The sequence below is a fragment of the Brevibacillus jepli genome (genome assembly GCF_047229145.1).
Classification (GTDB): Bacteria; Bacillota; Bacilli; order Brevibacillales; family Brevibacillaceae; genus Brevibacillus.
The window spans coordinates 243,426-269,117 of record NZ_JBFEFW010000004.1 but is presented as its reverse complement, the minus strand read 5'-3'; the positions used below and the strand labels follow the sequence as shown (position 1 = coordinate 269,117).

Sequence of the window (25,692 nt, the reverse complement as noted above, 5' to 3'; positions counted from 1 at the left end):
TGCTCATCAAGGAGGCTGTCATGGGAAAATGGAAAGTGGGAACGCGTCGCAGCAAATTGGCGCTCACTCAAACGAATTGGGTCGTAGATCAACTGAAGGGGTTCGTACCTGAAGCTGATTTTGAATTGCATGAAATCGTGACAAAAGGCGATCGAATCCTCGATGTGACCTTATCCAAAGTAGGCGGAAAAGGGCTGTTTGTCAAAGAAATCGAGCAATCCTTGTTCGATAAGGAAACCGATTTTGCGGTACACAGCTTGAAGGATATGCCGGCTGAATTGCCAGAGGGCTTGGTAATCGGTGCGATCCCGAAGCGTGTTGATCCTCGGGATGTTCTGCTTTCCAAGGATGGCAAGACGTTGGATGAACTGCCACAAGGAGCTTTGGTAGGGACTAGCAGCTTGCGCCGTTCTGCACAAATTCTCGCACATCGCCCTGACATTCAGATTGAATCTCTGCGTGGAAATATTGATACGCGCATGCGCAAACTGGAGGAGGGCAATTTTGATGCGATCATCCTCGCTGCGGCTGGACTTGAGCGCGTGAATTTTGAAGGGGAAATCTCGCAGTTCCTGCCTGTTGAAATCAGCTTGCCAGCAGTCGGTCAAGGTGCACTTGCCATCGAATGCCGTGCAGACGATGAGGAGACACTCGCTCTCTTGAAGCAGTTTGATGACGCACCGACGCGTTTGGCGGTAACAGCAGAGCGCAGCTTCCTGCACAAACTCCAAGGCGGCTGTCAGGTGCCGATTGGCGCATATGCGACAGTTGGTGAGAACAATGAAATTACTTTGACAGGAATGGTTGGCTCCCCAGATGGGAAGCAAATGTTCAAAAACACGGCGACTGGCCAAGATCCGTTAGCGCTGGGCATTCAAGTGGCGGAAGCCCTCTTGGCACAGGGAGCGGGAGAGGTGCTTGCGCAAGTCTTGCGGGAGAATGAGCAATGATTGTCCACGGATCGCACAAGCCGCTGACTGGCAAGTGCATCATGGTCACGCGGGCGAGAAGTCAAGTTCGCGAGCTCGTTGAACATATCGAGCGGTTAGGTGGAGAAGCATACGCATTTCCTCTGTTAAAAATGATGCCGCCGACGGACACTGCCAAGCTCGACGAAGCCATCACCCAGTTGCCAACATACGACTGGGTAGTCTTCACGAGTGTGAATGGCGTACGCTTCTTCTTGGAGCGCATGCGCGAGGTCGGGGTAGGACTCGATGCGTTCACTGGCAAAATTGCTGCGGTCGGCCCGAAGACGGCTCAGGCGCTTGAGCATCACGGGCTCGAAGTAGCTGTCATCCCGTCTGATTACGTGGCGGAAGGCTTGCTGTCGAGCTTGTATGATCAACTGCTTCCTGGTCAGCGCGTTCTGCTGCCTCGTGCAGATATTGCCCGCAAGGCACTGCCAAAGGAGTTGGCTCGCTTGGGACTTGCTGTGACTGAAGTAGACGTGTATCACACTGTCATTGATGCAGAGCAGGCACCAGACGCAGCGGAAAAGCTCCAGCAAGGTCTCATCGATATCATCTTGTTTACCAGCTCTTCAACGGTGACTCATTTTATGGCAGCGATGGAGCCCTATACATCGCTTGACTGGCTCAAGCATGTTCAGATAGCCTGTATCGGACCAATAACGGCAGATACAGCAAAACAAAACGGGCTTTCTGTTCATGTGGTAGCGAGTGAGTACACCGTGGAAGGTTTACTAGCAGCTATCATAGAGAATCTGGGAGGGAATCGACATGGCACAAACATTTGACCGTCATCGCCGTCTTCGCAAAAGCGCGGCTATGCGCAATCTGGTGCGGGAGAACCACGTACGGGTGGAAGATTTGATTTATCCGTTGTTCGTAGTGGAAGGAACCGGTATTAAGAATGAGATTCCGTCCATGCCAGGCGTGTATCAGCTCTCGTTGGACACACTAGCCGAAGAGATGAAGGAAATCGTAGCTCTGGGAATTCAAGCTGTTTTGATGTTTGGGGTTCCAACGCATAAAGACGCCTGCGGAACAGAGGCGTACAATGATGATGCGATTACCCAACAGGCAATGCGTCTGATCAAGGAAGCCCATCCAGAAATGATCGTGATTGCAGATACGTGCCTGTGTGAATACACCGATCATGGTCACTGTGGTGTGATTCACGAAGGCGAAGTCGTGAATGACGAAACATTGAAGCTTTTGGGTCAGACCGCGGTTTCTCAAGCAAAAGCTGGAGCAGATATTATTGCACCTTCCAACATGATGGATGGTTTCGTGGTTGCAATCCGTGAAGCTTTGGACGAGGCTGGCTTTGAGCACATTCCGATCATGTCCTATGCGGTGAAATACGCTTCTGCCTTCTACGGGCCGTTCCGCGATGCGGCAGGCTCGACTCCACAATTCGGCGATCGCAAAAGCTATCAAATGGACGCGGCCAATGCACGTGAAGGTCTGCGCGAGGCAGCTTCCGATGTAAAAGAAGGCGCGGACTTCTTGATCGTGAAGCCAGGTCTTGCTTTCATGGACATGGTTCTTCGTCTCCGTGAGAACTTCAACCTGCCGATCGTGGCTTACAATGTGAGTGCAGAGTATTCTATGGTAAAAGCGGCGGCTCTGAATGGCTGGATCGATGAAGAGCGTATCGTTATGGAAACGTTGGTTGGTTTCAAGCGCGCAGGTGCAGATTTGATCATTACGTACCATGCAAAAGATGTTGCAAAATGGCTGGCGAGGTGAGCACGAGATGAATAGAGAAAAATCTACTCAGTTATTTGCAGAAGCACAGCATTACATACCAGGCGGAGTAAACAGTCCAGTTCGTGCCTTTAAGAGCGTAGGAGGCAATCCTGTTTACATCGCAAAAGGAGAAGGCTCCCGTATTTTTGATGTGGATGGGAACAGCTATATTGACTACATCGGCTCGTGGGGGCCATTGATCTTGGGTCATGCGCATCCGCGTGTCCTTGCAGCGATTACGGAAGTAGCTGCGCTTGGAACCAGCTTTGGCGCACCGACTGAGCGGGAAACAGAAATGGCAAAGCTCGTTTGTGAGATCGTGCCATCTGTAGAAGTCGTGCGTATGGTGAACTCCGGTACAGAGGCGACGATGAGCGCTTTGCGCCTCGCGCGTGGCTATACCAAACGCAACAAAATCATGAAGTTCGAAGGCTGCTACCATGGTCATGCCGATAGCTTGTTGATCAAGGCTGGTTCCGGTGTGGCTACACTAGGACTTCCAGACAGCCCAGGCGTACCTGAAGGAACAGCACACAACACGATTACGGTCCCTTACAATGATCTGGAAAGCGTCAAACTGGCATTTGAAACGTTTGGCGATGATCTGGCAGCAGTTATTGTGGAGCCAATCGGCGGCAACATGGGGGTCGTTCCTCCACAGCCAGGCTTCCTTGAAGGACTGCGTGAAATAACAGAGAAACATGGGACACTGCTCATTTTCGATGAAGTCATGACTGGCTTCCGTGTAGCATTGGGTGGTGCACAAGAGCTGTACGGCATTACCCCTGATTTGACGACGATGGGGAAAGTCATCGGCGGTGGCTTGCCAGTAGGTGCATACGGCGGCAAACGGGAGATCATGCAGCAAGTGGCTCCAGCAGGACCAATCTATCAGGCAGGGACGCTGTCGGGTAATCCTTTGGCGATGGCAGCAGGCTTGACTACCTTGCAGGAGCTCAGCAAACCAGGCGCTTACGAGCGTTTGGAGAAGATGTCCGCTCGTTTGGCTGAAGGCTTGGCTGACAATGCCAAGAAGCTGGGCATTCCGCATACGCTCAATCGCGTAGGCTCCATGGTTTGCCTGTTCTTCACAGAGACACCAGTTATCAACTACGAAACAGCGAAAACATCCGATCTGGAGCGTTTCTCGGCATACTTTAGCTATCTGCTGGAGGAAGGCATCATGATCCCGCCGTCCCAGTTTGAGGGTATGTTCGTTTCCTTGGCACATACTGATGAAGATATCGAACGGACGATTGAAGCAAGCTACAAAGCGATGAAAAAAGCGTTTGAATAAAGAAGGAAAAGAAGGGAGCACTTCCTAGCTGATGCAGGAGGTGCTTTTTTTGATTTTTTTTTGCAGGATTTTTCCACCCCCTGTCAAAATACGAAGGAAAATGCAGATGATGAGGTGGAGACATGGAAGGGACGATTGTTCACGTACCGCAAAAGCATCTGGTTGGACTTAGCTTCTCTGGTTCGTTTCCGATGCTTGTGGAATACATGCCAAAGCTGTGGGAGACTTTTTTGAAGCGCCAGGATGAGATTCCTCTCGTGATTTCTCCGGATGTTCGTTACGACATCAGCGACGAGAATCGGACGTACCAAATATATACCGAGTACATTGTAGTGGAAGTAGAGCGTTTCGAACATATCCCTGAGGGCATGATCGGGTTTACGATTCCAGCGAAGACATACGCCCGCTTTACCCACACAGGACCGATGGAACAGGTCCAAAACACGTACCACAGTTTGTTTGGCTGGCTCAAAGCAAGTGACCATCTCGTAGATGAGTATGCTCTTCGAATGGAGCGCTACGATCAACGGTACGTTCCTTCTGTGCATGAGTCTGCTCGGGTCGAGAACACGTACGAAATTTTTATCCCGCTTCGGTAAAAGAACAGCGAAGCAGCACCTTTAAACAGCCAACACCTCTTATACCCAAAAACGGGAGGTGTTGGCTGTTTGGTTTCACCAATTGGAATCCAGACTCGTATACTGTAAGAAACAGGACAGGGGTGACAAGTGTGGTGAAATTAAAATGGCATTTTCGAAAGCACTTGCGCAAGCGTTACGGTCGGTTGATTTGGAGTGTTCGCAAACGGAAAAATCGGAAAGGATACTTTAAATCAAATGTCTGGGCACATCATCGTAAGAGTTATCGTATTCTTGTCGCAAACGAATACATTGCTGCATACTTGGCCAAAAAACTCGGGTTACCCGTTGCAAAAGTTTTACAGGCTCGTGTAAGAGGACCACGAGGGTATGTGAGACGCGGGCTTGTCTCTATCGAAGCCAATGCCAGGAAGGTTATTCCTTGGAAAAAGGCGAAGTCTTACGTAAGGAAAAAACCGCACAAGTATATCAAAAATGCCAAAAAATTAGCGCGTTTGGTGGCTTTCGATACATGGATTCTTAACCCGGACCGTTCGAATCGCAACTTGATTCTCTACCGAAGAAAATCATGGAAGAAATACAAATGGTATGGCATCGATCATGGCATGTCGTTGTTTGGTAATCCTAATAAATGGAATTTTCGCAGAGCAAAGAATAAGTTCTCCTGTAAAAAAGCATACAAATTCTGCTTGCATACCGGAGACAAAAAGAAGCAACGAATTCCCTACGGATTGAAACGTTTCACACAGGAAAATCGAAAGCAGCTTGCCAAGATGGTGAAAAAAATCCAATCTTTGCCTACCTCAGAAATCAAAAAAGCGATCAAAAGGGTACCGAAAGGATTATTGAAAAGGTCCGAAAAAAAATTCATCCTAAAAGTGTTGCAATGCAGACGCAAGCAAATGAAAAAAGCACTGAAGCGGGTATCGAAGCGTTTTGCTTAAACATTTTCCCGTTTGTTCGTGTCAATTACGAGAGCAAATGTTCAGCGACTTGTCCAAAAAACAACCAAGTTCATCCATAATAGACTGCATGCTGATAGTAGTGGGGATCGGCAGTACCTGAGACGAGAAAGACGAGAAAGACATTTTGCTCCAGCGCAAGCAAGTTTGCCACGACCAAATCCTCCCTCAGCAACGGAGTCAACAGGATCGCTGACGAACGGGAAAAACGAGGTTCCTTGTGCGTGTACATGGACGAGATCGAACTGTTTGCTCAAAAAAAGCATGGTAGAATAATACAGATAAGGTCTGTCGAACGAGTAACTGGCTCCGGGAAAGAAAAAACAGACGGAGCGAGATGGCGTCTGATTTGCCTGAATGTGCGTGTACGTCATTTCTCTCCCATGCCTGACGATCACAGAACCTGTTTTTGGGTATACCATCTACTAGCTGCACCTCTTTCATGTTCTTCGGATAAGGGTCAGTAGCACTTTTTGACAAAAAGTAAACAAACAGTAAAGGAGTAGGATTCGATGAAAAAGGAAGTCCAACTGAGTAACGGCATCAAAATAGCCTATGTAGAAGAAGGAACGGGGGAATCGCTTGTTTTGATCCACGGTTTTTGCGGGAGCGCATCTTACTGGCATAAGCTAGTTCCGCTCTTGTCTAAAACGCATCGTGTCATTGCGATCGATTTGCGTGGTCATGGAAACAGCTCGGCCCCTGATGAACCGTATTCAATGGAGCACTTTGCAGACGATCTGGCTTTGTTTGTAGATGAGCTGGGTTTAGCGAAGATTCATCTGTTTGGACATTCGCTCGGTGGCTATGTGACCTTGGCATTTGCAAATCAATACGCGGACAAGCTGGCGAGCTTTGGCTTGATCCATTCGACGCCATATCCGGATGACGATGCAGCCAAAGCCAATCGGGATAAAGGAGCAGACAACATCCGCCAAAATGGAATGGAGCCGTTTATCAAAGCCCTTGTACCGAAGCTGTTCGCACCTTCCCATATCGACACAATGAGGGAAGAAGTCCAGCTAGCAAAAGAAATTGGCTTTGCGACGAGCCCGGTTGGAGCCATCCAAACCTTAATCGCCATGCGTGATCGAGTAGAACGCAATCATGTGCTGCAAGAAACGACTTTACCTGTGCTATTAGTCGCAGGATCAGAGGATCAGATCATTCCCGCTGAAAAAACTTTTACAGTTGATAAAAATAACGTCGAGCAAGTGTTGCTGCCTGATGCAGGGCATATGGGTATGGTAGAGGCACCAGAGAAAATGGCAGAAGCCTTCAAGAGCTTTCTAAACAGAAAGTAAACAAATATCACACCATAGTCCTAGCAAATTTTGCTATAATGAAAACGTTATCCTATTTATTTATACATAGACGAGAGGGGAAATTATCATGAAAAAGGCACGTCGGATTACGATGACGGCGTTTGCATCAATCGTATTTGCATCGCTGATGTCTTCCTCAGCATTTGCAGCACCATTGCATCCCGTACAACACACTGACTGGATGGTGAAAAAGGCAATTGTATCAGCGGGTCAAAATGGCGATCTTGCTTTGGATCGTGCCGTGACTCTCGCGGAAGCTACTGTTGTTTTCTCCAAATTGAAAGAGGCAAAAGTGGGAGCTGCGGCTAAAGGTGCTCATTGGTCTACTCCTTATTTCGACTGGGCAAAGAGCCAAGGTGCTCTCACACAAGACGACTATAAAAACCCTGCGCAAACCGTAACGTCTGCCAAGCTGACACAAATGGCTGACAAACTGGGCTATAAAATGAAGCTCGACAACAAAGCGACTGTAACGCGCGGTGAATTTTTCCAGGCGTTGGGTGATGCGGCTACCACGCATGTAACGATTGCCCACACCAACGATACACATGGTCATATTCAAGAAGACAAGAACCAAAAAGAATTCGGCTTTGCCAAAATCGCAACCTTGCTCAAGGAATGGCGTGCAGAGAACGAAAACTTCTTGCTCTTGGACGCTGGTGATACCTTCCAAGGTACCGTTTTCGTGAACCAATTCAAAGGCGAATCTGTTGTTCCCATCCTCAACAGCCTCGACTACAACGTAATGGCTGCGGGTAACCACGAGTTTGACTTCGGTTATGAGCAACTGCTCAAGCTGCGTGACATGCTCGAGCATCCAGTCATCTCTGCTAACGTGTTTAAGGCAGATGGAAAAGAATTGCTGCCACCTGTTTTCAAAGCGGAGATTGGCGGGAAAAAATTCGCCTTTGTTGGTTTCGTAGCGGAAGACACACCTGTATTGACTCACCCTGACAACGTAAAAGGGCTGACATTCAAAAACCCGGTAGAAGTGGCGAAAGTACTTGTACCTGAGCTGAAAAAAGAAGTAGATCACGTCATTGTTGTTTCCCACATCGGAGTGAACGTAGACCGTGAAATCGCGAAAAACGTTCCTGGCATTGACCTGATTGTTGGTGGTCACTCCCATACTCCACTGAAAGCACCTGAACTCGTAAACGGCACGTACATCGTACAAGACTGGGAGTACGGCAAGTCTCTCGGCCGTGCTGACCTCTACTACCTCGGCAAAGAACTGGTAGCATTCAGCGGCGGTTTGAAAGAGTACGATGAAGCAGTTGTAGCTGATCCAGACGTAGATAAGATGGTAAAAGAAATCGTAGGCAAGATCGATACCGTGATGAACGTAGTAATCGCGAAATCCGAAGTGCCACTCGATGGAGACCGTGCACTGGTTCGTACGAAAGAAACGAACGTAGGTAACCTGATCACAGATATCATGCTGGAGCGTACACAGTCTATCAAAGGCTATGAGGCAGATGTCGCACTTGCTAACGGCGGTGGAATCCGTACGCAGCTGCCAGCAGGCGACATCACGAAAAAAGGTCTGTACACGCTGTTGCCATTCGAGAACAATACGCTGGCAATCGTAGAGGTAACCGGTGAAGAGCTGAAGAAAGCCCTCGAAAACGGCGTGAGTAAAGTAGAAGAGGGAGCAGGACGCTTCCCGCAAGTGAGCGGCATGAGCTTCACCTACAATCCAACGAAGCCAGCAGGTGAGCGTGTGGTGGAAGTGAAAGTAGGCGACAAGCCACTTGATCTGACCAAAACGTATAAATTGGCGACCATCGACTTCCTCGCAGCGGGTGGAGACGGTTATGAATCTTTGAAAAAGCCATTCTTCAACACAGGTCTGTCCATGTACAGCATCGTGGAAGAAGGCTTGATCAAGCGCAAAACGGTTAATCCAAAAGTAGAAGGCCGCATTGTCGAAGTAAAATAAGGTTTGCGCGGACAGGGACGGAGAAATACCTCCCTGTCCATTTTTTTACTGAATCGGGAAGAATCCAATGCCTCTCAAACGCAGTCGCACCTCTTTGACAAGCTGCGAAAAAGAGGTTTTGTTATTATAAAGTACCTTGCAATATATAATAGTTATTTGGTAAGCTTTGACATGGGTGATATTGATGAACGTTCAGTTTAAAAAAGGGGTACTGGAGCTGTGTGTTCTTGTTTTGACAGCCAAACAGGACAGATACGGCTACGAACTGGTTGCGAGCATCTCAGAAAAATTCCATATCTCTGAAGGAACAGTGTACCCCTTGTTGCGCCGTTTGACGCAGGAAGGCTTTTTCACGACCTATCTGGCGGAATCACAAGAGGGCCCCCCGCGCAAATATTATCAGCTGACGGATCGAGGACGACAATACATGAACGACCTTGTCTTGGAGTGGCGAATATTTAATCGTGGAGTAAATGAGATCATAGAGGAGGGACTCGGTTATGACAAGGCGTGAGTTTATGGATGAGTTAAATGCTTTGCTTAGCGCTTTGCCTGATAAGGAACGCTTAGACATCCTTGCCGATTACACGGAGCATTTTCTCATGGGAATGAAGCAAGGGAAGAACGAGAATGAAATCGCCGAAGGGTTGGGGAACCCGAAAGCAGTGGCACGAGAACTGTTGGCTGGCTACCGGATTGATCAGGCTCAGTCCAATGCGTCAGTCGGGAATATGACAAGAGCGATCATCGCGACGATCAGCTTGGGATTTTTTAATCTCGTGTTTGTTTTGGGACCATTTCTTGGTTTAATTGGCGTGCTGCTTGGTTTATATGGAGCCTCAGCTGCCCTGTTGGTCGCACCAGTCGGAATATTCTTGGATTACGGAATTCCCGCACCATCGCAAGAGAGACTCTTCCTGCTGTTCTCGAGCATGGTGTCAGTAGGCTTGGGCGGCATGCTCGCGATTGGCTTGCTTCGTTTGACCAAATGGCTGTACAAGCAATTTTTGCGTTATCTCCAGTTCAACGTAAAGATGATCAGGGGGAAATGAAATGAGAAACCTGAGTAAAAAATTGTTTGGGTTCAGTTTGATTTTGTTTATTGTGGGTGTGTGTGGGATGGTTTGGCTATTCTTGAGGCAAGAAAATTTTGCCTATTCGTTAAAGCCGATAAAAGAAGAACGCGTCATGGAGCAAGAAATCAAAGCAATTGATCTCAAATCCGATACGGCAGATATTGCGATTATCCCGTCTAAACTGCCAAAGGCAACTGTACGCATGGTCGGTGAAGTATCCGAACAGCAGTACGAGATTCTGGAATTTAAGAGCGAGATCGCACCGGATGGCACATTAGTCGTGGTATTGCGAGAGCGTCTGCATGTCAATATGTTTTATCAGCGGAATGGTGAGATAAAGCTGGAGGTCGAGTTGCCAGAAAAGGTGTATGAGAATCTCCAGATCGAAACGATGTCGGGTGATATTAGAAGTGGCAAGCTTAGCGCGAAGTATGCAAAAGTAATTAGCAGCACAGGCGATGTAGAAGTTGCCGGATATGAGGGACAGGAGCTCGATGTCCGTACAGATACAGGCGATATCAATTTGACGGACATTCGTTCAGCCGTCTTGATTGATAGCTCCACTGGTGCAATTGATAAACTGACCATGCCTGAGTTGACTGATCATGTGTCGATTCGCACGGATACGGGTGATATTCGGGTGGACATAGGCAAACAGCCTACAGCTGCGACGCTTGAGGTACAGACAGATACGGGAGGCATCGAAACTACCTGGCAGAACCTATCTTATGAAAGAAAAGAGGATACTCTGGTGAATGCCTCGATTGGTACTGGCGGACCAACGATGTCAGTGCGAAGTTCTACCGGAGATGTTCGCATTCAATAGGAGAAGTTTGGAAACACTGTTGGATAGGATTGGAAACGGAAGAAACGAAAAGATTTTGACACAAAAGAGACATTACTTGTCGAATGACGAATGGTATCATATTGAAGGAAACATAATTGTGCAAAGCGAGGTTTATTCATGACCGCAAAAACTTTTAACGATACGTTTTTGAAAGCATGTCGCGGCGAAGCGACAGAGCATGTCCCGGTCTGGTACATGCGTCAGGCGGGGCGTTATCAGCCAGAATACCGCGCCATCCGCGCGAAGCATAGCTTTTTTGAAATGAACTACATACCGGAAGTTTGCGCGGAAGTGACACGTCTGCCCGTTGAGCAGCTGGGCGTGGACGCTGCCATCTTGTTTGCAGACATCATGACGCCACTGAAGCCGATTGGTGTGGATGTGAATATCGAATCTGGCATTGGGCCTGTGATCGCGAACCCGATCGAATCCTTGAAAGATGTTGAGCGTCTGCTTGAACTCGATCCGGATACGCATGTGCCTTACATTCTTGAGTCCATCAAGATTTTGCGTCAGCAATTATCTGTACCATTGATCGGTTTTGCAGGTGCACCATTTACACTGGCCAGCTATATGATCGAAGGCGGCCCTTCCAAGCACTATCATAAGACAAAAGCATTCATGTATACCGAGCCGGCTGCTTGGCAGGCCCTGATGGAAAAGCTGGGCGATCTGACAATCACCTACCTTAAAGCACAAATCAAAGCAGGAGCACAAGCTGTCCAAGTTTTTGATTCGTGGGTCGGTGCATTGAATGACGAGGATTATCGCGAGTACATTACACCAGTCATGACGCGTATCTTCAATGCGCTAAAAGATACTGGTGTACCAACGATCTATTTCGGGATCGGTGCTGGTCATCTATTGATGGATTGGAACCGCTTGCCTGTTGATGTGGTTGGTTTGGACTGGCGTACTTCGATTACGACAGCTCGTCAAATGGGAGTTACGAAGACACTGCAAGGTAATCTAGACCCAACGCTCTTGCTGGCTCCATGGGAGAAGCTCGAAGCTAAGGCAAAGGAAATTCTTGATGAAGGAACCAAGCAGCCAGGCTTCATTTTCAATCTGGGACACGGCGTATTCCCTGACGCCAAAGTAGAAACCCTGCAAAAACTGACAGGGTTCATCCATAGTTACAAAAGGGACGTGTAACCAGGAGGTGCGTGAAATGTCAAAGCAGAAGACCGGACTCTTGTTAATGGCGTATGGAACGCCTCGCAGTCCTGAAGAGATTGAACCATACTATACTCACATTCGCCGCGGTCGTAAGCCACCTCAAGAACTGCTTGATGATTTGAAGGCGCGCTACGAGGCAGTAGATGGATTGAATCGATTTGCAGACATTACAGATGAACAGGTTCGCGCTTTGGAGCAGGAAATGAACAAGCGTTTTCCAGACCGTGAATTTGTCGGTTATCTTGGTTTGAAGCATATCGCTCCTTTTATCGAGGATGCGGTCGAGCAGATGAAGCGCGATGGGATTAAGGAAGCGATCAGTCTCGTTCTTGCGCCTCATTATTCTAGCTACAGCGTCAAAGAATACAACGGACGAGCACAAGAGCATTCCGCTGCTATCGAAGGACCTGCGATCCACAGCATTGAGAGCTGGTATCTGGAACCAGGCTTCATCGGATACTGGGTAAATGCCATTCAAGAGACGTTTGCCAAGATGACGGTTGAAGAGCGCGGACAAGCAGTCGTGATTTTCTCGGCTCACAGCCTCCCGGAAAAAATCTTGAAGTCAGGCGATCCGTACCCGATCCAGCTGGAAGAGACAGCGAAGCTTATTGCTGAGCAAGCAGGAATCACTTCCTATGAAATCGGTTGGCAAAGTGCAGGAAATACACCTGATCCGTGGTTGGGACCAGATGTACAGGACTTGACTAGAGAGCTGTACGAATCAAAAGGCTACCAAGCATTTGTTTACTGTCCAGTCGGATTTGTCGCGGAGCATTTGGAAGTTCTGTATGATAATGATTTTGAATGCAAAGCTGTTACGGATGAACTGGGCGTACATTACTATCGTCCACCGATGCCTAACGCCAGACCTGCATTCATTTCCTGTCTGGCTGACGCTGTCGAGGGTAAGCTGGCGAATTAGGGGATCGATCACATGAGCGATAATACCTATCATATTACAATTGTAGGAAGCGGCATCACAGGGTTGACCGCTGCTTTTTACTTACAGAAGGAAATCGAAGCAAAAGGCTTGCCAATCCGTTTTCAACTGATTGAGGAGCAAGGACGACTCGGTGGAAAAATCAAGACGTGGCGTCACGAAGGCTTTGTCATTGAGCAGGGTCCCGATTCGTTTCTCGAGCGCAAAACAAGTGCGGCAGAGCTAGCAGTGGACTTGGGACTGCAAGATGATCTCGTTCGTAACAGTACAGGACAAGCTTACATCTGGCACCAGGACCGTTTGAAGGCAATACCAGAAGGCGCGGTTATGGGTGTACCGACGAAGGTCATGCCTTTTGTCACAACAGATCTCATTTCATGGCCTGGAAAGCTTCGGGCTGCTATGGATCTCGTTCTTCCAGCATCAAAAGGTGACGGCGATATCTCTGTTGGTGATTTCTTTCGGCGTAGGCTCGGTAATGAAGTTATTGATAATCTTATAGCGCCCTTATTGTCCGGCGTCTACTCCGGGGATCTCGACAATCTCAGTTTGCTTGCGAGTTTTCCTCATTTCGCCAAAATGGAGAGCCAGCATCGCAGCTTGATTTTAGCGATGAAGCATTCTCGCCCACCAGTGAAAACGCAGGGTAAGCCAAAAGGCATTTTCTTGACGCTGAAGAACGGCTTGCAGTCCTTCGTAGAGGCGATCGAGAAGAGCCTGCCTGACGAAGTCGTCTCGAAGAATACCGGTGTAAAAGAACTGGTGAAGCGACCTGACGGAAAGTACACCTTAGTATTAAAAAATGGTGGGACGATCGAGACTGATACCGTGCTGTTTACCGTCCCACATGCTGTCGCAGAGCCGCTTTTCCGTCCGTATGTACAGGTTCCTACTCTGCCACAGGCGAAGCCACATATGGTTGCAACGATTGCCATGGCTTTCCCCGAGTCAGCCATTGACTTAGGCATGGAAGGTACAGGATTTATTGTACCGCGGCATTCGGGGGCAAAAATCACAGCGTGTACGTGGGCGCATCGCAAATGGCCGCATACGACGCCAAAAGAGAAGGCGTTGCTGCGCAGTTTTGTGGGGAGAGCAGGGGAGCAATCCTTCATGGAGCAAACGGACGAGGAAATTTTGGAGGTTGTTCTCCGTGACTTGCGCAAGATCATGACGATTCGCGCAGAGCCGGATTTTTATAATGTATCACGCTTGCAAAATGCAATTCCGTATGTAGTCGGACACCAGGCTTGGGTGCAGGATGTACAGAAGAAATTAAAAGAAGAACTCCCTGGAGTAATCGTGGCAGGTGCATCATACAGTGGTGTCGGTGTACCTGATTGTATCGATCAGGGAAAAAAAGCAATAGCGGAATGGATCGCGTCTGTAGAACCGGGGAGATAGATAACCCCGGTTTTTCCTTTTTTTATGGTGCTAAACGACTTGTCCTGTCCATATAGTATAGGGAAATGTCCTGCACTTGAAAGGAGGAGCACGAATGGCATTACAGGATGGGCAACTCTCATTTGCCATCAAGGAGACCATTTTCCTCTCATCCGATAGAGCTGGAATAGGTGAATTGCAAGAGCTGGAATTGGTTCCGGATGTGGAAGTGTTGGAGAACGATTCCTACATCTCGATTACGGGCTGCTTGCAATTAGTAGGGAAGTACGAGCCAATCAGGGAAGCCGCAGAAGCGACAGGCGGCGAAGGTGAATCGCTGGTTGAAGCCATGACTTTTACTCCCTTTCGCCAGGAAGCATCGGATCAGGCCTTTTATGGCTGGGAGGAACAAATTGGTCATCGCATTCCACTAAACATCACCATCCCGCTGGATCGGATTACCGAGATCGGAGACATCTACGCAATCGTGGACAGTTTTGACTACAAGCTGGAATCCCCCCATCAAATGTTGATTGATGCGGATCTGAAGATTTTAGGAATTGTCCTGGGGGAAAAAGCTGAACAAGTGGAGCAGATCGAAACGCAGGCTGCCGCCCCGACAGAAGGGACATGGGAATATGCCTTCGCTGCTGGAGATGACGCTGAAGCGTACACCGAACAGACATCCCTCGATGAAATTGATCAGAAGCTGAGTGTGCTGGAAGAGGAGCTGGAGCGTCAGGCAATGCCTGCATCCTTTGAGTCTGCAGAGTCACCTTCCATGTTCGATACCCCGGCAATCGCTCATTCAGATGAGGATGGGTACCACGGGCAATTTGGCGAAGTGATGGAAGTGATAGAACCGGATTCCCATGATACTTGGGAGACAAATACCATTTCGTATGACTTTGATTCGCAACAATCTGGATCATACGACTCCTCTGGCTCCTATGAATCCGCTGGCTCGTCTGACTCCTCTGGCGATCAAGCAGTACTTGCAGATGAGCAAGAGCAGCTGAGAGAAGTAGCAGAAAATGATCAAGAACAAGAGGAGCTCATTCTTGCCATACATGATCAGCAGACAATTGATTACACGCAAGTCTCCAATGAACCCTCTGAAGTGTCTATTGAAGAGGAGTCGCCGGAAGAAGTGGAAGTTAGCATTGAATCCGAGCCAGAGGCCGAGCCTGTCATGGCACAACCGGAAACTGAAGCGGACGAGGTGGAAGTACGAGTAGCGATTTCTGGTAAACCCTCACAGGAAGACAAAAGTCGTGTGAACATCACATCCATATTCTCTCAAGCGAGTCGTGCGAAACAGGAAGCGATGGCGTTGGAGGCGGAATCTTCATCTAGCACTTCTCGTTATGGCTCATCAGGGCAAGTCAACACATCCACAGTAGAGGCCATGCAAAATCTCACATCTTTTGTCCGGAAAAAAGAAGAGCGCTCCAGTCAGCTGAAAATGTGCATTATTCAGAAAGACGAGACATTAGAGCATATTTCGCAGCGGTATTCCTTACCGGTCTCCAAAATCGTGGAAGTGAACAGATTGGCATCGGAGCAGCTTGTAGCAGGGCAGATTCTGTACATCCCACAATAAAGGAGTGGGGGACCGTGGATAAGATTGATCTCTCCGAGGTTTGCCAGCAATATCGTGCGCGCGTAATCCGTATTACGCCCCTCGATGATTGCTATTTACTGGAGACAAACCGGGGCCCCAAAGAACTCCACGTTTGGCCGCGTGTAGATGTGATGCGCTGGTCGTTTGCTTGGCGCGAACGACTGGCTCGTCAGGGGTTTCGAGAGGTGGAACGGTTTATTCGGACGCGAGACACCAAACCTTTTTTGATAATGGGCAAACGCGGCGTCACCATGACCGACCACCACCGACAATTCGAACAATATCAGCCTGACAATGACATTGCGAGGCAATGTGGGCGCGTTATAGCGATGATGCATCAGTCTCAGCAGGAAAGTCCGTTACTGTCTGGGAGCGATCTGCTCAAGCAAGAGAAACAGAACGCAGTGGAAAAAGGAAGTCGCGCCAAATCGATGGTCGAATCGTTTCGAGCGAAACATGGGCGGGGTTCGAAGGAGAATCGTTGGGTGTCGGAGCTCATGACGCCCATGCTGCAAAGGATGGACCGTTCGGCTGCAATGCTTACCAATGAGCGGATTACGAATGAGGCGGTCAGTGTCTCGCATCGTGACCTTTTGCATGATAACTGGGGGATGGTCAATGGGAAGCTGTATTTGAGAGGTTTCTTCCGGCCGGTGATTTCCGTTCAGCAACGCGACGTCGCGACCTTTTTGCGCGATCACTACTTAACGCATAAGGATCTCAATCAGATTGATGCTTTTTTGGACGGCTATGAAGAAATCAAGCCACTCACGTATGGAAACTATTCGTTGATACTCGCTTTTATGGCTCGTCCACGCGAAGTGTACAGGAGTATCGAATCCTACGTGAAGCGAGTATCGTTAGATCAAGAAGCATCCATTACTGGTATCGAACACGCCTTGCAGAGCCAGCAATCCGTTGATTCATTGCTTCGACATATTGCTGAGCGAGCCGAGCGTTCGAGGAGGGAGGGAGTCTATGAGTCGTTATGATGACATTGCTCCGCTGTTTAAAGAGTACGACATGTATGCGCAAAGCATTGATGTTTTAAAGGAGCCAAATGTATTTAAGGCGACGACTCCCTACGGCTCCTTCGTATGCAAACGGGCGCAAATACCCGGTCAACGTCTTGTCTTTGTCAGCGATATGCTGCGTCAATTGCAGCACCGCGGGTGGGATGGAGCAGTTCCTTTCACCTACACGAAGTACGATGATCCTTTTGTCCAACAGGGCAATACCGCTTTTTACGTTACCCCCTGGCAGCCAGGAAGCGAAGAGTGGGCCGAACAGCCCTTGGCTTGGGCGCCTCCTACTTTGGAGCGTTTGGCGGAGCTTCATCATTTAACGCAAAACTATCGCTACGATGATCCGAGGCAGGTAGAACCACTGATCGACTCCTTACTAAATCGTTGGCAATATTGGCAAGATCAGATTAATAAAGCGGCAGCCATCGCACAGCAACGTCAATATCCTTCCCCATTTGATCTGGTGTTTTTGGCAAACAAGGATTTTATAGAAGAAATGGCTCAACAAGCGACAGATTTGTTGACGGATTGGCGAGAGCGACATGAGACGCACGCACATTTTCGCTTATCTCTGATCCATGGCAACCCAACTCCTGAGCATGTTGTACCCGATCGATTGGGTAAGGGAAGACTGCTGAATTTCGATCGCGCCAGCTTCGATACACCGATACGCGACTTAACGCTGTTTTATCGCACCTATTTTCAAATGGCGGGGGATGAGGTGGGGGCTTCTCAATTATTCCATCGCTATGCCGCGATATTTCCTCTACGTCCAGAAGAAATTGAGCTGATGGCTTCGTTTCTGTCATACCCGGAGAGGATCATGAGGGACATCGATATTTATTACCATCATCCCCGCGATTGGAGCGAGCTCTACGCGGTACAACGCCTTGAAAAAGATATGGACCGCCTGATGCGCCTGCATCGCTGGGTCCAGCAAGCCTTTTAATGAGCGACGTCTCACCGCGTGGGGCGTTGTTTTTCTTTTTTTTTACAGCCATTCAAGTGAAATGGCTACATAGAGCATGGCTAGCAAACCGAGCAGGATGACATCAAAAGAGGTGGGAAACAAGACCGTCCGGATAAACTGAAATACGAGCAATGGAAAGAGGATCTGCTTGAAACCGTATTTGATACGCAAATACGTGGGGTTATACTTCCAACGAGTATTCATCAAAATCACCTCATTCCAGCATATGCGCAGCAACATTGGACAGTGTCTACAACCTTCATCAGATGCCCAAACAATTCAAATCAGGACAGATAGTGGTTTGAACGTTGTCTGAAAAGGGAAGGTGAAGGGCAGGAAGGCTAGGACGAAACGAATAAAGGTGATCACAATGTTTTTGAAAATTGCCATAACCCTTTTCGCAATTCCCGAAAGAAAGAATTATGCTAAAGTGAGTATGGGAGTGGCTCGGGGATGAATCATCAATTGGCCAGACTTATGGAATTGAAACAGAAATACGAGTATCTGGTAATGACCAGTAATGAACAAAGCAAGCGCCAAGTCAATTACGAGCGTCTCATGCCATTTATAGAAGAGTTGGTCGATACATGGTTTGTGAAAATGGACAAGCCTTGTTTCTTGTCGATCACGTTTGAATCCGCTCAAGGTGATGTCTACTTTCGGATCGAGCGTGGCAACAGGGAGAGTGCAATAGTGAAGCCTGAAGTAGAAGAGCGTATCGTTGTTTCGGAACAATGTGATACAGCTCAAACGCCTCGCTATGTCCGTTTGTTCGCCCAGAGTAACGTCAATGACCGTGATCTAAAGGAACTGGAGAAATTTTTTTATGGGTTGTTGCTCGTGAACATTCGGGCGTTGATCCTGAGGTGTCAACAGGACCAGTCATCAGGGCAGCTAGAAATTGAGATGGAGATGAAGCTGGCTAGACGCATGCAGTCGATGCTGATCCCTACAGAAGAATTACATTTAACCAGCTTGCGAACGAGAACGGTCTACGTCCCTGTCGACTATGTGGGCGGGGATTACATCGATTATATACAAATCAACGATCGTTACACCTGTTTCATGATTGCAGATGTGTCCGGGCATGGTTTTTTGGCCAGTATTTGGGCGACAGGGATCAGAATTGCCGTTCGAGAAGTATTGCAGACCAGCTATTCTCCAGACGAGATTTTGGAGAGACTGAATCAGTTGCTCTATGCAGATTTGGTCAAAACCCGTTCTTACATTACGATGCTAGTCGTTGTCTATGATGAGGTGGAGCATAAAGTTCGATTAGGCAGAGCTGGGCATCCTCAACCCATTTATTTGTCCAAAACGAGTCAAACTGTTTTAAACTGCAAGGGTGGTGTCGGCCTAGGGCTTTTGCCCGATAGCACGTATCAGTTGGAGGAGGTACCCTTAGAAGAAGAGGGTATGCTATTACTCTATACAGATGGATTGCTGGATACAGGTAGAAAAGAAGTGTCTCGAGGCATCAGGTTTTGGCTAGAAGAACTATCCTCCTTATTAAAGATGCCTGGTGATAGTAAGCAGGAGTCGATGAATCGAGTAGAGGCCTACTTAATGGAGATGACACAGCAGGGCCAACAAACCGATGATATTTCTGTGTTGATTCTTCAATTTGAGCCTGAAGGGAGTTTATCTCTCGTGTAGTTGCGTCAGTGAATAGGAGGATGAACTGTGATTTTGTGTGAGCGTTGTCCGGACAATCCCACTTGTGATAATTGCCTTGTCGCGCTACGTTCTGGCGGTGCAGCTAACAAAGTGGTTCCGCCCCGCATTGTAAAGGTGACGAATCTAGCAACGATGGAAACGTTCCAAGCGAAGCTGGTAGCAGTTAGCCGGACGACCATTGGCTTAAGCAGTTCTGATCACGATTTGCACGGACGCATAGAAATAGAGCTCGCTTACGATTTCCGAATAATCGGTAGCGGGTTGCGTGGAATAACAGGTGATCCTTACTACATTATCGATATAGAAAAAGTTTTGCGTCGGAATGATGTTCTGGAGCGATTGCTTCTGGAAGAATTTCACACCTGGCACATGAGTGGCGAATTGGACCCGGCAGACGTCTTGTTACAATGTAAGGATCGAGACGACGAGCGGGGGCGATTAATTAAACAAGAGATTCAAAAGCTATCCATTCTGCGCCAGATAGAGACGATTTTCCTCTATCTTTTCGATGACGGGAAGGTGCGGCCGCTTGGTGACGCACGTGCTGATTTGGAAGTAGAGCACGAAATGCAACGACTGGTAGAGGATGCAGCAGGATCGGGCAGACCAGTGAGGGAGCAGCTTGTCACGACTGATGGCAAAAAGGTGTTTGAATTATACACGTCTGTCCTGCCAGATCGGACCTGCGGGATTGCATTGATAGATGTCACAGCCGTCATTGCAGAAGAACGAAAGCGCAAAAGACGGGAATGGGAGATTTACAGGGATATACTGGGTGTTGTCACAGAAGGAAAGCTGTTGTTGCTGAGTGATGAAGAATTGTTTTTCTTGCTGCGGGAAGGAAATAAGCTGTTGGCAATCGATATTCGTTTACCGGAGCAGCTTGCCGAGCTGCGCAAATTGTTCAAGCGATCCTTGGAACCACTCGGCATTTCTGATAAACGATTGCTGCAGTTTCTCGTTGCAGTCAACGAGGCTGCTTCGAACACGTTGAAGCATGGAAATGGCGGAATGGTTACTTTATACCTATCGAATGACAAGCAGATGTGCCGGGCAGTGATCCATGATGAGGGAGAAGGAATTATGCTCGAGGATATACCGCGAGCTACACTGCAACAAGGCTTTTCTACACGCCACTCGCTTGGGGCCGGTTTTCACGTAATCCTGCAATACTGTGATCGTGTCTATTTAAGTAGCTCGGTGGCAGGTACCAAGCTTATTTTAGAATGCACCATTTCTCGTTAAACAACGATTTCCAATACATCAAATGTTTGCAAGTGAGTGAAAATGGGTAATATAGTTAAAGGACGAGCAGATTGGGTGTACCGATATCTATTGAGAGGAGTTTGAGCATGGACTACCGCGCAACAGAAGCGAACGGACAGGCTACTTTGTTCTTCGTCGGAGAGTTGGACATGGCTGTGGGAGATCGAGTAGGTGAATTGCTCCAGCAGTATGGAGGGCGAAATCAATCCGTTACCGTCGATTTTCAAGGTGTCTCCTTTGTAGATTCTTCCGGTATTGGAAGTCTGTTTTTTACTACGAAAGAACTGCTGGCCATGGGCAAGCAGGTGGAAATCGTCAATGTCCGGGAAGAAATTCTCGATATTTTAGGCGTGCTCGGTTTTACCGAGGCATTGGGCATTGCGGTTGGAAAAGTGGGCGAAACCCGGGTTTGACGCCAAACAGCGTGATTGTATATAATAGTGAAAGCTAACGATACTACAACTACATACGATATGAACGATGAGTGGGAAGAGTAAGTCAGGATACCTTAGCAGAGAGGAGAATCAATTGCTGCGAGATTCTCTAGGGTAACGAATGGCTGAAGGTCGCCCAGGAGTTTTTTCGGTGAAAGCATCCGCCCTAGCCGAGACCGGTTCGCAACCGTTATCTTGTCAGAGTGAACACACCTTAAGCATGGAGTTTATCGTGTGTTAACAAAGGTGGTACCGCGAAAATAATCCTTTCGTCCTTTGCGATGAAGGGTTTTTTTATTTTTTGCAAAGCAAAATTTCTAATAGGAGGAGTCGCACATGTCTACACAGCCAACAACTGACATCGACCAATTGCTGCCGAAGAACTACGATCCGAAGGCAGCAGAGAACAAATGGTATCCGTATTGGATCGAAAAACAATTTTTCAAGGCAGAACGTGACCCGAATAAGCGTCCGTTTACCATTGTGATTCCACCGCCGAACGTAACAGGTAAATTGCACTTGGGTCATGCGCTGGATACGACCCTGCAAGATATCATTACGCGTACGAAGCGTATGCAAGGCTACAGCGCCTTGTTCTTGCCAGGTATGGACCACGCTGGTATCGCAACCCAGGCTCGCGTAGAATCCACTTTGCGTGAAGAAGGCATTTCCCGTCATGACCTCGGTCGCGAAAAATTCGTGGAAAAGGTATGGGAGTGGAAGCACATTTACGCTTCTCATATTCGTGAGCAGTGGGAAAAGCTGGGTCTTGCCCTCGATTATTCCCGTGAGCGTTTTACGATGGATGAAGGCTTGTCCCAAGCTGTACGCGAAGTATTCGTTCGCCTGTATGAAAAAGGCTTGATCTATCGCGGGAACCGCATCATTAACTGGGACCCTGCTGCTCGTACAGCTCTGTCCGATATTGAAGTAATCTACAAGGAAGTAAAAGGTGCACTGCATCACATGCGTTACCCATTGGCGGATGGCACGGGATATATCGAGGTAGCTACTACCCGTCCTGAAACCATGCTCGGTGATACAGCTGTAGCGGTTCATCCGGAGGATGAGCGCTACAAGCATATGATCGGCAAAACCGTTATTTTGCCAATCGTAGGACGCGAAATTCCAATCGTAGCAGATGACTACGTTGATCCGGAGTTTGGTTCTGGTGCGGTAAAAATTACACCAGCACACGACCCGAATGACTTTGAATTGGGACTTCGTCATCAGCTCCCACAAATCGTTGTCATGGATGAGACTGGCACGATGAACGAGCAGGCTGGTATATACAAGGGCTTGGATCGCTTTGTATGCCGCAAGCAAATTATTAAAGACTTGTCCGAGCAAGGCGTTATGTTCAAGGTTGAAGAGCATATTCACCAGGTTGGACATAGTGAGCGCAGTGATGCGGTAGTAGAACCATATCTTTCTACCCAATGGTTCGTAAAAATGCAGCCTTTGGCTGACGAGGCACTCGCTAATGCAAACAGCGAAGAGAGTGTGAAATTTGTCCCAGAGCGTTTCAAGACGAACTACCTGCGCTGGATCGAAAATATCCGTGACTGGTGCATTTCCCGTCAGCTTTGGTGGGGTCATAGAATTCCTGCATGGTATTGCGGCGATTGTAACGAAACGATCGTATCCCGTCATGATGTGACCGAATGCCCAAGCTGCCATAGCCACAAGCTGGAGCAGGACAACGACGTTCTTGATACATGGTTCTCCTCTGGACTGTGGCCGTTCTCGACGCTGGGCTGGCCGGAAGAATCCGAGGACATGAAGTACTTCTACCCGACGAATGTCCTGGTAACAGGCTACGATATCATCTTCTTCTGGGTTGCTCGCATGATGTTCGCAGGTCTGGAATTTACCGGGAAAAGTCCGTTTGAATCCGTATTGATTCACGGAATTATTCGGGACTCCGAGGGACGCAAAATGTCCAAGTCGCTCGGCAACGGCGTTGATCCGATGGAAGTAATCGAGAAATATGGAGCAGATGCGCTGCGATACACATTGGCGACAGGGAACTCCCCAGGGAACGACCAGCGCTTCTATTGGGAAAAGGTAGAGGCAAACCGCAACTTCGCGAACAAGATTTGGAATGCGTCCCGTTTTGCCTTGATGAACCTTACTGACTTCAAATACGAAGAAATCGATTTGAGTGGTGAGCTGTCTACGCCAGACAAATGGATTCTCTCCCGTCTCCAAGCGACGATCACGGATGTAACTCGTCTATCTGATTCCTTCGAATTCGGAGAAGTAGGCCGTGTGCTCTACAACTTCATCTGGGATGACCTGTGTGACTGGTATATCGAGATGGCGAAGCTGCCGCTTTACGGTACAGATGAAACAGCGAAGAAAACAACCCAATCCGTCCTGGTGACCGTTCTGGATCAAACGCTCAAGCTGCTGCATCCGTTCATGCCGTTCATCACGGAAGAAATCTGGCAGGCATTGCCGCACCAAGGCGAGAGCATTACAGTAGCACCTTGGCCAACCGTCAACGAGCAATGGATTTTTGCTGACGCAGAGGGCGAAATGAACCAGCTGATGGATATCATCCGCAGCGTACGCAATATCCGTGCTGAAGTAAATGTGCCAATGTCCAAGAAAATTGAGCTCTTGATCAAGCCAAGTGATGCATTGTCCGCTGAGCGTCTGACACGCGGTGAACAATACATCTCCCGTTTCTGCAACCCAGAGCGTCTCGAGATCAGTCAAGGACTGACGACACCTGATAAAGCTATGTCTGCTGTGATCACGGGTGCAGAATTGTTCCTCCCACTTGCAGGCTTGATTGATATTGATCAAGAGCTGAAGCGCCTGGAAAAAGAAGTAGCGACACTGGGCGGCGAAGTAGAGCGCATTGAGAAAAAGCTCAACAATGCCGGATTCATGGCCAAGGCACCTGAAAAAGTAGTCGCTGAGGAAAAAGCGAAGATGGCTGACTACATGGAAAAGCGGGATAAAGTGATTGCACGACTTGCCGAATTGAAGGGCGAATGATCCGCCATACCATCGCATATTTTTGAGAATGGAGCATTGTGGTATGCATGCAGAAGAAGGGTTTGTAGAATACACGCAAGCGCTCGACTGGCTGCATGGGCTGCTTAGGTTCGGTCAACGGCCGGGGCTAGAGAGAATGCAGTGGGTTTTGGAGCAAGTAGGGCATCCTGAGCGGAGAATCCCTTTTATTCATGTAGCTGGTACGAATGGGAAAGGTTCAACCTGCGCTTTCCTGACGCACATGCTGATGGAAGCCGGATATAGTGTAGGTACATTTACCTCCCCATATTTAGTTGATTTCCGTGAGCGCATTCGATTCAACGGCAGTATGATCGAGGAAGAAGATCTTCTGCAGTTGGTGAATGAAGTCAAGGTATTGGTACATCGCTGCGAACAAGAAACAGAGTTCGGTTCTCCAACAGAATTTGAAGTGATTACGCTGATCGCCATTCTCTATTTTTCGAGAGTGGCGAGACCAGCGGTAGTTGTATGGGAAACAGGGCTAGGCGGGCGATTGGATTCGACAAACGTCGTTCTACCGCTTGTTTCAGTCATCACGAATATTGGAATGGACCATACGCAAGTGTTGGGAGAGAGCTTGGAGGACATTGCCCGAGAAAAAGCAGGAATTATCAAGCCTGGGGTTCCTGTGGTGACAGGTGAGGTCAGGCCAGAGCTTCTCGCAGTATTTGAGGAGCGCGCCAGACAAACGAAGAGTACGCTATACCATATAGGTGAGCATTTCCATGGAGAACAGGTAGAGGAGCGCCTAGGAGAACAACAGCTTCGTTACAGAAGCATTCACCGGCGAGAGGAAGCCTCCTACCGTCTCACCATGAATGGCATTCATCAAACAACCAATGCAGCTGTTGCCTTAATGACAATCGATGTCCTGCGAAATTACTTCTCTTTCTTGCTGGAGGAAGAAGAAATATCTCGCGGTTTGCAACAAACGCGTTGGCCTGGTCGTCTAGAAGTAGTCTCGCCAAGACCGATGGTTATCTTGGATGGGGCACACAATCAGGAAGGAATGGAGGCGCTTGTAAGCAGTCTGGATCGGTTGTTGCCGGACGGAGCGCAGTTGCATCTGCTCTTTTCTGGATTGGCAGATAAGCCGCTTGCCAAAATGGCAGAGTCGCTCGCTCCGCTAAAGTCAAAAATGAAGAAGCTGCATGTGACAACTTTTGAATTCCCGCGTGCAGCCGAAGCCAATAGCTTGCAAGAGTCGTTTTTAGCCGGGGGATGGGAGAAGGATCTCCTTGATGCAGTCCCTGACTGGCGGGCGTTTCTCCTTTCTTGGATGCGGGAGAAGCAATCAGCGAAGGCGGATGACTGGTTGGTCGTCTGCGGTTCGCTCTACTTCATCGCCCAAGTACGCGCATTCTTTCCCACTATAGTAGAAGAGGCAGGTGAATAG

The 25,692-nt window shown here is 48.4% G+C and carries 23 protein-coding genes and 1 other annotated feature; of the genes, 22 read left to right on the top strand and 1 reads right to left on the bottom strand.

The annotated features are described in order from the left end of the window. The first annotated feature begins 20 nt into the window (after positions 1 to 20). The 17 genes from hemC to AB1L17_RS06765 all read left to right on the top strand — a co-directional run bounded on the left by hemC (position 21) and on the right by AB1L17_RS06765 (position 17,868). Entirely contained in the window at positions 21 to 950 is a 930-nt protein-coding gene (hemC, locus tag AB1L17_RS06845) for a hydroxymethylbilane synthase (RefSeq protein WP_412843659.1), read from the top strand. Beyond that, positions 947 to 1,759: a uroporphyrinogen-III synthase gene (locus tag AB1L17_RS06840; protein ID WP_412843660.1), complete on the top strand. Its 813-nt coding sequence runs from the start codon at positions 947 to 949 to the stop codon at positions 1,757 to 1,759. Before hemC ends, AB1L17_RS06840 begins: the two co-directional genes overlap by 4 nt. Further along, entirely contained in the window at positions 1,743 to 2,717 is a 975-nt protein-coding gene (gene hemB / locus AB1L17_RS06835; protein ID WP_412843661.1) for a porphobilinogen synthase, read from the top strand. Before AB1L17_RS06840 ends, hemB begins: the two co-directional genes overlap by 17 nt. A gap of 7 nt (positions 2,718 to 2,724) precedes the next feature. Continuing rightward, positions 2,725 to 4,014 carry a glutamate-1-semialdehyde 2,1-aminomutase gene (gene hemL / locus AB1L17_RS06830; protein WP_412843662.1) on the top strand — a complete coding sequence of 430 codons (1,290 nt, stop codon included), beginning with the start codon at positions 2,725 to 2,727 and terminating at the stop codon, positions 4,012 to 4,014. Between the two features lie 122 nt (positions 4,015 to 4,136). Then, positions 4,137 to 4,613, top strand: coding sequence for a GyrI-like domain-containing protein (locus tag AB1L17_RS06825; protein WP_412843663.1), 477 nt, complete (start codon positions 4,137 to 4,139; stop codon positions 4,611 to 4,613). 134 nt (positions 4,614 to 4,747) lie between these two features. Continuing rightward, the gene (locus AB1L17_RS06820; RefSeq protein ID WP_412848862.1) at positions 4,748 to 5,557 is read left to right on the top strand and encodes a hypothetical protein; all 810 of its coding nucleotides are present in this window, start codon (positions 4,748 to 4,750) and stop codon (positions 5,555 to 5,557) included. Positions 5,558 to 6,087: 530 nt separating this feature from the next. Continuing rightward, positions 6,088 to 6,879 (top strand): alpha/beta fold hydrolase, encoded by a 792-nt coding sequence (locus AB1L17_RS06815; protein WP_412843665.1) that lies wholly within the window; start codon positions 6,088 to 6,090, stop codon positions 6,877 to 6,879. Between the two features lie 88 nt (positions 6,880 to 6,967). Beyond that, positions 6,968 to 8,842 carry a bifunctional metallophosphatase/5'-nucleotidase gene (locus AB1L17_RS06810; protein ID WP_412843666.1) on the top strand — a complete coding sequence of 625 codons (1,875 nt, stop codon included), beginning with the start codon at positions 6,968 to 6,970 and terminating at the stop codon, positions 8,840 to 8,842. A gap of 184 nt (positions 8,843 to 9,026) precedes the next feature. After that, a complete protein-coding gene (locus AB1L17_RS06805; RefSeq protein WP_412843667.1) occupies positions 9,027 to 9,356 on the top strand; it encodes a PadR family transcriptional regulator in 330 nt (109 codons plus the stop codon). Next, the gene (locus tag AB1L17_RS06800; RefSeq protein WP_412843668.1) at positions 9,343 to 9,894 is read left to right on the top strand and encodes an HAAS signaling domain-containing protein; all 552 of its coding nucleotides are present in this window, start codon (positions 9,343 to 9,345) and stop codon (positions 9,892 to 9,894) included. The genes AB1L17_RS06805 and AB1L17_RS06800 overlap by 14 nt, the downstream gene beginning before the upstream one ends. 1 nt (position 9,895) lies before the next feature. Continuing rightward, the gene (locus AB1L17_RS06795; protein WP_412843669.1) at positions 9,896 to 10,744 is read left to right on the top strand and encodes a DUF4097 family beta strand repeat-containing protein; all 849 of its coding nucleotides are present in this window, start codon (positions 9,896 to 9,898) and stop codon (positions 10,742 to 10,744) included. Positions 10,745 to 10,882: 138 nt separating this feature from the next. Then, on the top strand, positions 10,883 to 11,920 hold the full coding sequence (hemE, locus tag AB1L17_RS06790) for a uroporphyrinogen decarboxylase (RefSeq protein WP_412843670.1): 1,038 nt from the start codon (positions 10,883 to 10,885) through the stop codon (positions 11,918 to 11,920). Between the two features lie 16 nt (positions 11,921 to 11,936). After that, positions 11,937 to 12,869 carry a ferrochelatase gene (gene hemH / locus AB1L17_RS06785; protein WP_412843671.1) on the top strand — a complete coding sequence of 311 codons (933 nt, stop codon included), beginning with the start codon at positions 11,937 to 11,939 and terminating at the stop codon, positions 12,867 to 12,869. A gap of 12 nt (positions 12,870 to 12,881) precedes the next feature. Further along, positions 12,882 to 14,291 carry a protoporphyrinogen oxidase gene (gene hemY, locus AB1L17_RS06780; RefSeq protein WP_412843672.1) on the top strand — a complete coding sequence of 470 codons (1,410 nt, stop codon included), beginning with the start codon at positions 12,882 to 12,884 and terminating at the stop codon, positions 14,289 to 14,291. 94 nt (positions 14,292 to 14,385) lie between these two features. Continuing rightward, positions 14,386 to 15,873: a LysM peptidoglycan-binding domain-containing protein gene (locus AB1L17_RS06775; protein ID WP_412843673.1), complete on the top strand. Its 1,488-nt coding sequence runs from the start codon at positions 14,386 to 14,388 to the stop codon at positions 15,871 to 15,873. A 14-nt stretch (positions 15,874 to 15,887) separates the two neighbouring features. Next, positions 15,888 to 16,886: a YutH/CotS family kinase-like spore coat protein gene (locus AB1L17_RS06770; protein WP_412843674.1), complete on the top strand. Its 999-nt coding sequence runs from the start codon at positions 15,888 to 15,890 to the stop codon at positions 16,884 to 16,886. Next, positions 16,873 to 17,868: a YutH/CotS family kinase-like spore coat protein gene (locus tag AB1L17_RS06765; RefSeq protein WP_412843675.1), complete on the top strand. Its 996-nt coding sequence runs from the start codon at positions 16,873 to 16,875 to the stop codon at positions 17,866 to 17,868. Before AB1L17_RS06770 ends, AB1L17_RS06765 begins: the two co-directional genes overlap by 14 nt. Positions 17,869 to 17,910: 42 nt before the next feature. Here AB1L17_RS06765 and AB1L17_RS06760 read toward each other — a convergent pair whose 3' ends face one another. Next, positions 17,911 to 18,093, bottom strand: a complete 183-nt coding sequence (locus tag AB1L17_RS06760; RefSeq protein WP_412843676.1) for a YszA family small membrane protein — start codon at positions 18,091 to 18,093, stop codon at positions 17,911 to 17,913. A 249-nt stretch (positions 18,094 to 18,342) separates the two neighbouring features. On the opposite strand from AB1L17_RS06760, the gene AB1L17_RS06755 reads away from it, so the two are divergent. The 5 genes from AB1L17_RS06755 (at position 18,343) to AB1L17_RS06735 (ending at position 25,692) form a co-directional block, all read left to right on the top strand. Then, complete coding sequence (locus tag AB1L17_RS06755; protein WP_412843677.1) at positions 18,343 to 19,545, top strand: PP2C family protein-serine/threonine phosphatase; 1,203 nt, start codon at positions 18,343 to 18,345, stop codon at positions 19,543 to 19,545. Between the two features lie 27 nt (positions 19,546 to 19,572). Next, on the top strand, positions 19,573 to 20,811 hold the full coding sequence (locus AB1L17_RS06750; RefSeq protein WP_412843678.1) for an ATP-binding protein: 1,239 nt from the start codon (positions 19,573 to 19,575) through the stop codon (positions 20,809 to 20,811). Positions 20,812 to 20,918: 107 nt separating this feature from the next. Beyond that, positions 20,919 to 21,245, top strand: a complete 327-nt coding sequence (locus AB1L17_RS06745) for an STAS domain-containing protein (protein WP_007726674.1) — start codon at positions 20,919 to 20,921, stop codon at positions 21,243 to 21,245. Positions 21,246 to 21,303: 58 nt separating this feature from the next. After that, positions 21,304 to 21,546, top strand: a binding site (T-box leader). Positions 21,547 to 21,602: 56 nt separating this feature from the next. Then, positions 21,603 to 24,275: a valine--tRNA ligase gene (locus AB1L17_RS06740; RefSeq protein WP_412843679.1), complete on the top strand. Its 2,673-nt coding sequence runs from the start codon at positions 21,603 to 21,605 to the stop codon at positions 24,273 to 24,275. Between the two features lie 43 nt (positions 24,276 to 24,318). Further along, positions 24,319 to 25,692 carry a bifunctional folylpolyglutamate synthase/dihydrofolate synthase gene (locus AB1L17_RS06735; RefSeq protein ID WP_412843680.1) on the top strand — a complete coding sequence of 458 codons (1,374 nt, stop codon included), beginning with the start codon at positions 24,319 to 24,321 and terminating at the stop codon, positions 25,690 to 25,692.

Excerpts from the sequence above, each read along its gene's own strand:
- hemL (WP_412843662.1), top strand. The coding sequence starts at position 2,725 with ATGAATAGAGAAAAATCTACTCAGTTATTTGCAGAAGCACAGCATTAC.
- AB1L17_RS06740 (WP_412843679.1), top strand. The coding sequence starts at position 21,603 with ATGTCTACACAGCCAACAACTGACATCGACCAATTGCTGCCGAAGAAC.
- AB1L17_RS06800 (WP_412843668.1), top strand. The coding sequence starts at position 9,343 with ATGACAAGGCGTGAGTTTATGGATGAGTTAAATGCTTTGCTTAGCGCT.
- AB1L17_RS06815 (WP_412843665.1), top strand. The coding sequence starts at position 6,088 with ATGAAAAAGGAAGTCCAACTGAGTAACGGCATCAAAATAGCCTATGTA.
- AB1L17_RS06810 (WP_412843666.1), top strand. The coding sequence starts at position 6,968 with ATGAAAAAGGCACGTCGGATTACGATGACGGCGTTTGCATCAATCGTA.
- AB1L17_RS06735 (WP_412843680.1), top strand. The coding sequence starts at position 24,319 with ATGCATGCAGAAGAAGGGTTTGTAGAATACACGCAAGCGCTCGACTGG.
- AB1L17_RS06825 (WP_412843663.1), top strand. The coding sequence starts at position 4,137 with ATGGAAGGGACGATTGTTCACGTACCGCAAAAGCATCTGGTTGGACTT.
- hemB (WP_412843661.1), top strand. The coding sequence starts at position 1,743 with ATGGCACAAACATTTGACCGTCATCGCCGTCTTCGCAAAAGCGCGGCT.
- hemH (WP_412843671.1), top strand. The coding sequence starts at position 11,937 with ATGTCAAAGCAGAAGACCGGACTCTTGTTAATGGCGTATGGAACGCCT.
- AB1L17_RS06765 (WP_412843675.1), top strand. The coding sequence starts at position 16,873 with ATGAGTCGTTATGATGACATTGCTCCGCTGTTTAAAGAGTACGACATG.
- AB1L17_RS06775 (WP_412843673.1), top strand. The coding sequence starts at position 14,386 with ATGGCATTACAGGATGGGCAACTCTCATTTGCCATCAAGGAGACCATT.
- hemY (WP_412843672.1), top strand. The coding sequence starts at position 12,882 with ATGAGCGATAATACCTATCATATTACAATTGTAGGAAGCGGCATCACA.
- AB1L17_RS06755 (WP_412843677.1), top strand. The coding sequence starts at position 18,343 with ATGAATCATCAATTGGCCAGACTTATGGAATTGAAACAGAAATACGAG.
- AB1L17_RS06795 (WP_412843669.1), top strand. The coding sequence starts at position 9,896 with ATGAGAAACCTGAGTAAAAAATTGTTTGGGTTCAGTTTGATTTTGTTT.
- AB1L17_RS06805 (WP_412843667.1), top strand. The coding sequence starts at position 9,027 with ATGAACGTTCAGTTTAAAAAAGGGGTACTGGAGCTGTGTGTTCTTGTT.
- hemE (WP_412843670.1), top strand. The coding sequence starts at position 10,883 with ATGACCGCAAAAACTTTTAACGATACGTTTTTGAAAGCATGTCGCGGC.
- AB1L17_RS06760 (WP_412843676.1), bottom strand. The coding sequence starts at position 18,093 with ATGAATACTCGTTGGAAGTATAACCCCACGTATTTGCGTATCAAATAC.
- hemC (WP_412843659.1), top strand. The coding sequence starts at position 21 with ATGGGAAAATGGAAAGTGGGAACGCGTCGCAGCAAATTGGCGCTCACT.
- AB1L17_RS06840 (WP_412843660.1), top strand. The coding sequence starts at position 947 with ATGATTGTCCACGGATCGCACAAGCCGCTGACTGGCAAGTGCATCATG.
- AB1L17_RS06745 (WP_007726674.1), top strand. The coding sequence starts at position 20,919 with ATGGACTACCGCGCAACAGAAGCGAACGGACAGGCTACTTTGTTCTTC.